Source organism: Chryseobacterium sp. CG10_8 (assembly GCF_058117085.1).
Map to the genome: position 1 here is coordinate 1 of NZ_JBYVEB010000281.1, position 612 is coordinate 612.

The following is a 612-nucleotide window of genomic DNA, read 5'->3' on the forward strand; positions in this document are numbered from 1 at the left end:
TGTTCCTGCTAAAACAATGGAGCCGTCTCTGTTGATCTTAAGATCAGACAAACGTTCCTCCTTCTTTTGTGATTTTCCTTTCACATGTTTTCTCCAGACTTCATTTCCATTGGAATCTACAAAAAGCATCCAAAAAGTTTCATCATCTTTCTCCACTCTACCTTCAGCTTGAGTATATCCACCAAGAAGAAAACCTTTGGTTTCTGAGTCTTTGGCATTCATGACCATATTAAGTCCCATCAAGATATCTCTGTTTTTAAAAGAATAGGATTTCTGCCATTGTTCATTACCATTATTATCTAAAGCAACGAGCCACACATCCGTTCCTTCTTCTATTCCTACGGACTTATTTCCTGATTTTTCAGATCGACTTTCTCCTCCTATAAGCACTCCATCAAGGGTATTAATCAAAGTTCTTGGGTGATCATCTTGGTCTCCTCCATAAGTTCTCTGCCAGAGTACTTTTCCATTTTGATCCAGTTTCACTAGCCAGTAATCACCTTGTCCATAGTTTTCAGTCGCTTTAGCCACATAGGTTATTGGAGTGGTAGTTTGCGCTTTTGAGGTTGAGTTTTCTTTTTTGTTTTCGGTTTTAGTTTTCGAATACTCAGT

Annotated in this window: 1 pseudogene; it reads right to left on the bottom strand. The window is 38.2% G+C overall.

The annotated features are described in order from the left end of the window. Positions 1 to 612, bottom strand: a pseudogene (locus AC4AGG_RS16745) (T9SS type A sorting domain-containing protein); the annotation flags it as partial.